This window comes from Vibrio sp. V42_P2S4T144 (assembly GCF_009904715.1).
GTDB classification, from domain to species: Bacteria; Pseudomonadota; Gammaproteobacteria; order Enterobacterales; family Vibrionaceae; genus Vibrio; species Vibrio alginolyticus.
The window spans coordinates 1-6,365 of the sequence record NZ_WXWS01000297.1 but is presented as its reverse complement, the minus strand read 5'-3'; the positions used below and the strand labels follow the sequence as shown (position 1 = coordinate 6,365).

The window sequence follows — 6,365 nt, the reverse complement described above, 5'->3', positions numbered from 1 at the left end:
GAATAAATTTCATCCACCATGAGCTTTTGGAATACCACAATCCAAAAACACTAAAACCCTTGATATTTAAACAATAAAATAAAAATAGGCCAGCTTTTTTAAAGGCTGGCCTATGGGTAACCCAAAGCTAAAAACAGAATCGTTTTACGCGTTTAGTGCCTGTTCTAAATCGGCTAGAATATCGTCAATATGTTCAATACCCACCGATAAACGAATCATCTCTGGAGACACACCAGCTTGTTTTTGTTCTGCTTCGCTCAATTGACGATGAGTCGTCGATGCAGGATGGCAAGCCAATGATTTTGCATCGCCAATGTTCACCAAACGCTTAAAGATTTTCAAAGCATCATAAAAACGCACACCAGCGTCATAACCATCTTTTAAACCAAACGACAAAATCGCAGAAGGCTTACCTTTCATGTATTTTTCGGCGAGATGGAAGTGTTCAGAACTTGGCAATCCGGCATAACTTACCCAACTGACTTTGTCATTCTGTTCCAAGAATTCAGCCACTTTGAGTGTGTTCTCGGTATGGCGCTCCATGCGCAGCGGTAACGTTTCTAGCCCTTGCATAAGCATAAATGCATTCATCGGTGATAATGCGGCTCCGGTATTACGCAGTGGTACGGTACGCGCACGCCCGATAAATGCCGCTTCACCAAACGCTTCGGTATACACCACGCCGTGGTAAGAAGGTTCTGGTTGGTTGAAAACAGGAAAGCGGTCTTTGTGCTGCGCCCAAGGGAATTTACCTGAATCCACAATCACGCCACCTAATGTGGTGCCATGCCCACCAACGTATTTAGTGAGAGAGTGAACTACGATATCCGCACCAAATTCGATGGGTTTGCAAAGCACTGGCGTCGCAACGGTGTTATCCACAATCACAGGTACGCCTTGTGCATGAGCAAGCTCCGCCACACGTTCTAAATCGATGATATTACCCGCAGGGTTACCAATGCTCTCGCAGTACACCGCTTTGGTATTTTCATCAATTAATTCGGCCAAACTTTCTGGCTTGTCATCTTTAGCAAACTTCACCTGAATACCTTGATTTGGGAGCATGTGCGCAAACAAGGTATAAGTACCGCCATAAAGTTGCGGCGTAGAAACGATGTTATCGCCCGCTTGCGCTAAGGTCAGAATTGCATAGTTAATCGCTGCACTCCCCGCACTCACGACCAATCCAGCAATGCCGCCTTCTAACGCCGCCATGCGTTTTTCCAGAACATCGTTAGTCGGATTCATGATGCGAGTGTAGATATTCCCCGGCACTTCCAAGTTAAACAGATCAGCGCCGTGCTGCGCGTTATCAAACTCGTACGCGACCGTTTGATAAATCGGCGTCGCGACAGATTTAGTGGTAGGGTCAGTTTCGTAACCAAAATGGATGGATAGCGTTTCGTCTTTCATGTTCTTCCCTGTCTTTCATCACTCAAATAGCGGCAAGCAAAGCACTTACCTTGCTTAAAACTTATATTGCCCAATTTTTCAACAAATAACGTAGGGATGAATCACAGAGATAAAACGCTAATTCAACTGTCCAAGTAACCAGTGACGAAACGTTTCTGTCGCATTCGTACGTGTGTTCATGATCAAGTAATACCCTGCATTGGCAGGAATCGGTTTGAATGGAGAAACCAAACGCTCTGTCGTCAATTCATCCTCAATCAGTGCCATTCGTGCCATCGCAATCCCAACGCCTGCTTCGGCTGCAGACATCGCCATATCCGTTCGATTAAAAAAGTGTCCGATATCGGTTTTAAAATCCAACCCCATCGCTGACGCCCAATATAGCCACTCATAGTCACGCGTCGCGTTTTCCCATGGCATCGCATCGTGTAGTAGCGTCGCCTCTTGCCATTGCTTCACTGGCATTGAGTTTTTTTGCTCACCAAACAACGTTTTTAGCCAGCCATGATCCTCAAGGTATTTTGGACTCATCACCGGTAGCAGATGCTCATCCAAAATCAGCTCCGCGTTAGCATTTCTATAAGGATGAAGACCATAGTCAATTGCGACGTCATAGTCTTTTATCTCACTATTTACCAGCGCACCTTCCGCAAAGATTTGTACTTGGATATCCGGATTATCATGATGGAAGCTTTCGAGCTTTGGGACTAACCATTTGAAAGCAAAAGAAGGCGTCAACTTCAAACGAATTTCATTGGTTTGCTTTTCTACTTTGAGCTCATCAAGCAATTTGCTCAGTTCCGAAAAGTGAAACTGCGTCGCTTGGTGTAACTGAGTGCCTTTTACGGTTAAACGAATACCGCGAGAGTGGCGTTCAAATAAAGTAAAACCTAATAACGCTTCCAAATGAATAATTTGTTGGCTTATGGCACCAGTGGTGAGGTGTAAATGTCTTGCAGCACCAGTAAAGCTGTTGTACTCCGCGACTTGGCTAAATAGACACAAGCCACTTATCAGATTACTTTTCATCCTTGAGCCTATAGTTTTTCTAAACGCTGTGTGTAATTTATATCGATTGTTAACAAAAGGTAAAGAAAAGAAACTGAGCACTCTGATAAATGTGTGGAGTGCATCAATGGAAGTCATCGTATTAGGCAGCGGCGTTATCGGCTTAACCTCTGCTTGGTATTTATCTCAAGCAGGCTATCAAGTTACCGTCATTGACCGCCAACCAAGCAGTGCCATGGAAACGAGCTTCGCCAATGCCGGGCAGATCTCATATGGCTATTCTTCGCCTTGGGCTGCGCCTGGTGTTCCTGTTAAAGCCATTAAGTGGTTAATGGAGGAGCATGCTCCACTTAAAATCAAACCCACTCTGAATGCCGACATGATCCGCTGGGCGAGTAAAATGGTCGCGAACTGCACCCTACCTCGCTATCAAGTTAACAAGGCTCGCATGCTTTCGATCGCTAACCACAGCCGTATTTGCTTAGAACAGTTACGCCAAGAACACGCCATTGAGTATCAAGGGCGTCAGTTTGGGACCTTGCAAGTATTCCGAACACATCAACAGCTGCAAGCTATTGAAAAGGACATGCAGCTCCTTGAACAAAGCGGAACCCGATTTAAGCTAATGGACGTCGAACAATGTATTGAACAAGAGCCAGGGCTTGCACTTGTGAAAGACAAACTGGTTGGTGGCTTGCATCTACCTGATGACGAAACGGGCGATTGCCATCAATTTTGCCAACAACTAACGGAGCTTGCTAAGGCACACGGTGTCCGATTTGAGTTCGATACTGAAGTAAGCAATTGGGTTACAGTAGGTAAAAAGATCATAGGTGTCCAAACGAACCGAGGACAATTTAAAGCAGACCAATATGTGGTGGCCTCTGGCAGCTACTCTACAGCGCTACTCAAGCAACTCGATATTGATATTCCGGTCTACCCTGTCAAAGGCTATTCACTCACCATCCCGATGGAAGATGAACACTTCTCTCCTCGATCTACTGTGATGGATGAAACCTATAAAGTCGCTATGACTCGATTTGATGACCGAATTCGCGTAGCTGGCACCGCAGAATTAGCAGGGTTTGATGCTTCCCTTCCACAAAAGCGCAAAAACACCATCGAAATGGTCATCCATGATCTTTTTCCTCGTTGTGGTGACTTCAGCCAAGCTGAGTTTTGGAGCGGCTTTAGGCCAATGACGCCTGATGGCACACCAATTATCGGCGCGACTAAATACGATAACCTTTTTACTAACACCGGACACGGAACTCTGGGCTGGACGATGGCTTGTGGTTCAGGTCAATTGCTAGCAAGCGTAATGAAAGGTGAAAAAACAAAAGTGATGGATAATGCGGAGCTTAACCTTTGTCGTTACGCCTGAGGACATGACTGAACAAAAAACAGGCAGACACTTACTCCACAAAATGCATAACCACTGGCATTTTTAACTCATCAAAATCGCAGCACATTTAAATGACAATGTGCTGCATAATTAATCATCAGGCAAATCTTCTACCTAAAAGGAGCAAATAAGCAACAAGAACCAAATTTTAACAACTACTCTCCATTCTGTGTTCATCATCACGCTACAAAGGATTTGTAGCTAAAAAAGTTAACAATTGCATTACATAAAGGGTAATGTATTGTGTGAAAAACAACCACAAACACAACTAACAGGGAAAATACTCATGCAGTCATTAGTTGATTTTCTGAATGGAATTATTTGGAGCCCGGTACTGATCTATTTGTGCCTTGGCGCAGGTTTGTTCTATTCAATCATGACGCGTTTTGTACAAATTCGTCACTTCTTTGAGATGTGGCGCTTATTACTTTCAGGGAAGAGTTCAACAAAAGGGATATCATCATTTCAGGCACTTGCCGTTTCACTGTCTGGCCGTGTAGGTACAGGTAACATTGCTGGTGTTGCTGCTGCTATCGGTTTCGGTGGCCCAGGCGCCGTATTCTGGATGTGGGTCGTAGCCTTCTTTGGCGCTGCAACCGCATACGCAGAATCAACACTTGCACAAATTTATAAAGAAGAAGACGAAGGCGAGTTCCGTGGTGGCCCTGCTTACTATATTGAGAAAGCAATGGGACAAAAATGGTACGCTTGGATCTTTGCTATCGCGACCATCTTTGCTTGTGGTGTCCTACTTCCTGGCGTTCAATCGAACAGTATCGGTAACGCAGTAGAAGCCGCATTTGGCTCAGGTGACATGATTGAAACCGCTATTGGTACCTTCAGTTTTGCTAAAATTTTCACTGGTACGGTTGTTTGTGTCATTTTGGCTTTCATCATTTTTGGTGGCGTAAAGCGTATCGCGAACTTTACCCAAGTCGTTGTGCCATTTATGGCGTTAGCTTACATCATTACTGCGTTTGTCATCATCCTTCTAAACATTGGTGAGGTTCCACGCATTTTCGGCATGATCATTGGTGACGCGTTCACACCAATGGCAGGCGTTGGTGCAGCAATCGGCTGGGGTGTAAAACGTGGTGTCTACTCCAACGAAGCAGGTCAAGGTACTGGTCCTCACGCAGCAGCAGCAGCGAGTGTTGATCACCCTGCTCAGCAAGGTCTTGTTCAATCTTTCTCTATTTACATCGATACACTACTTGTGTGTTCAGCAACCGCGTTCATGATTCTTATCACTGGCGCGTACAACGTAAATGGTGCGATTGAAGGTACATTCCTGGTTCAAAACCTACCAGCGGATATTGGTGCAAATGGCCCTGTGTTTACACAGATGGCGATCGAAAGCGCACTACCTGGCGTGGGTAAACCATTCATCGCAATCGCTCTATTCTTCTTCGCGTTTACGACCATTCTGGCTTACTACTACATTGCAGAAACGAACATTGCTTACATTCGTCGTACGTTCAAAGTAAATGGACTGATGTTTATTCTGAAAGTCATCATTATTTCATCCGTGTTCTACGGAACCGTGAAAACCGCCAACTTAGCATGGGCGATGGGTGATGTAGGTGTAGGACTGATGGCGTGGCTAAACATCATCGGTATTTTGATCATTTTCTTTATGTCGAAGCCTGCACTCAAAGCACTGAACGACTACGAAGAACAACAAAAACGTGGTGTGACCGATTTTACATTTAACCCTGTTGCACTGGGCATTAAAGGCGCAGATTACTGGGAAGATAAGTACCGACGTAAAACGGGTAAAGCTCCAACGGCAGACAGCAATAGCGCAGAAACTGTTGAGCAACCATCAACATAGCGTTATCACATAAATAAGAAAAAGCAGTGGTCCGATTGAGGACATAAAAAAGGGGGATTAACCAATGGTTAATCCCCCTTTCTTCATTATGAGTAACAGCTTAGGCGATAACCGCTTCAACTTTACGAGCGATTTTTGCTTTACCGACAGGTAACACTTCACGACCAAATTCGTTGTTCAGTACTTGCGCCATTGCGAAGTAAATTGCACTTGCGCCACAGAAGATACCCTCGAAGCCAGCGATAGCACCGATCACTTCGCTACCAGTGAAATCACGAGCAGCAAGCAAGAAGAACAGGATAGTTAGAGAACCAAATACCACTTGCTTCGCTGTTGGGTAACATAGAGAACCAATGAACATGAAACCAGTGAAGATGCCCCAAAGCGCTAGGTACCAACCCATAAAGCTTGCAGGGCTTGCAGGAAGACCCATGTGAGGCATTACGATTAGACCAACCAATGTTAGCCAAAATAGACCGTAAGAAGTAAACGCAGTTGTGCCGAACGTATCACCGCGTTTAAAACACATGATGCCAACGATTACTTGGCTAAGGCCACCGTAAAAGATGCCCATCGCTAGAATCATAGAGTCAATTGGGAAAAATCCTGCATTATGAATATTGAGCAGAATAGTGGTCATACCGAAACCCATTAGACCTAGCGGTGCTGGGTTAGCCAGTTTTGTCGACATGTACAAATACCTTT

Annotated in this window: 5 protein-coding genes; 2 read left to right on the top strand and 3 right to left on the bottom strand. The window is 44.9% G+C overall.

The features are described 5' to 3' along the window. Positions 1-144: 144 nt before the first annotated feature. Both CAG68_RS10310 and CAG68_RS10305 read right to left on the bottom strand, forming a co-directional pair. Positions 145-1,413 (bottom strand): O-acetylhomoserine aminocarboxypropyltransferase/cysteine synthase family protein, encoded by a 1,269-nt coding sequence (locus CAG68_RS10310; RefSeq protein ID WP_005381677.1) that lies wholly within the window; start codon positions 1,411-1,413, stop codon positions 145-147. A gap of 117 nt (positions 1,414-1,530) precedes the next feature. Further along, a complete protein-coding gene (locus tag CAG68_RS10305) occupies positions 1,531-2,442 on the bottom strand; it encodes a LysR substrate-binding domain-containing protein (RefSeq protein ID WP_132937057.1) in 912 nt (303 codons plus the stop codon). 106 nt (positions 2,443-2,548) lie between these two features. On the opposite strand from CAG68_RS10305, the gene CAG68_RS10300 reads away from it, so the two are divergent. After that, positions 2,549-3,805, top strand: coding sequence for a D-amino acid dehydrogenase (locus tag CAG68_RS10300; RefSeq protein WP_161441106.1), 1,257 nt, complete (start codon positions 2,549-2,551; stop codon positions 3,803-3,805). A gap of 307 nt (positions 3,806-4,112) precedes the next feature. Beyond that, positions 4,113-5,660 (top strand): alanine/glycine:cation symporter family protein, encoded by a 1,548-nt coding sequence (locus CAG68_RS10295; protein ID WP_005381681.1) that lies wholly within the window; start codon positions 4,113-4,115, stop codon positions 5,658-5,660. 100 nt (positions 5,661-5,760) lie between these two features. Here the strand turns inward: CAG68_RS10295 and CAG68_RS10290 are convergent, their stop codons facing one another. Next, a complete protein-coding gene (locus CAG68_RS10290; RefSeq protein ID WP_005381682.1) occupies positions 5,761-6,351 on the bottom strand; it encodes an acetate uptake transporter in 591 nt (196 codons plus the stop codon). Between the last annotated feature and the right edge of the window lie 14 nt (positions 6,352-6,365).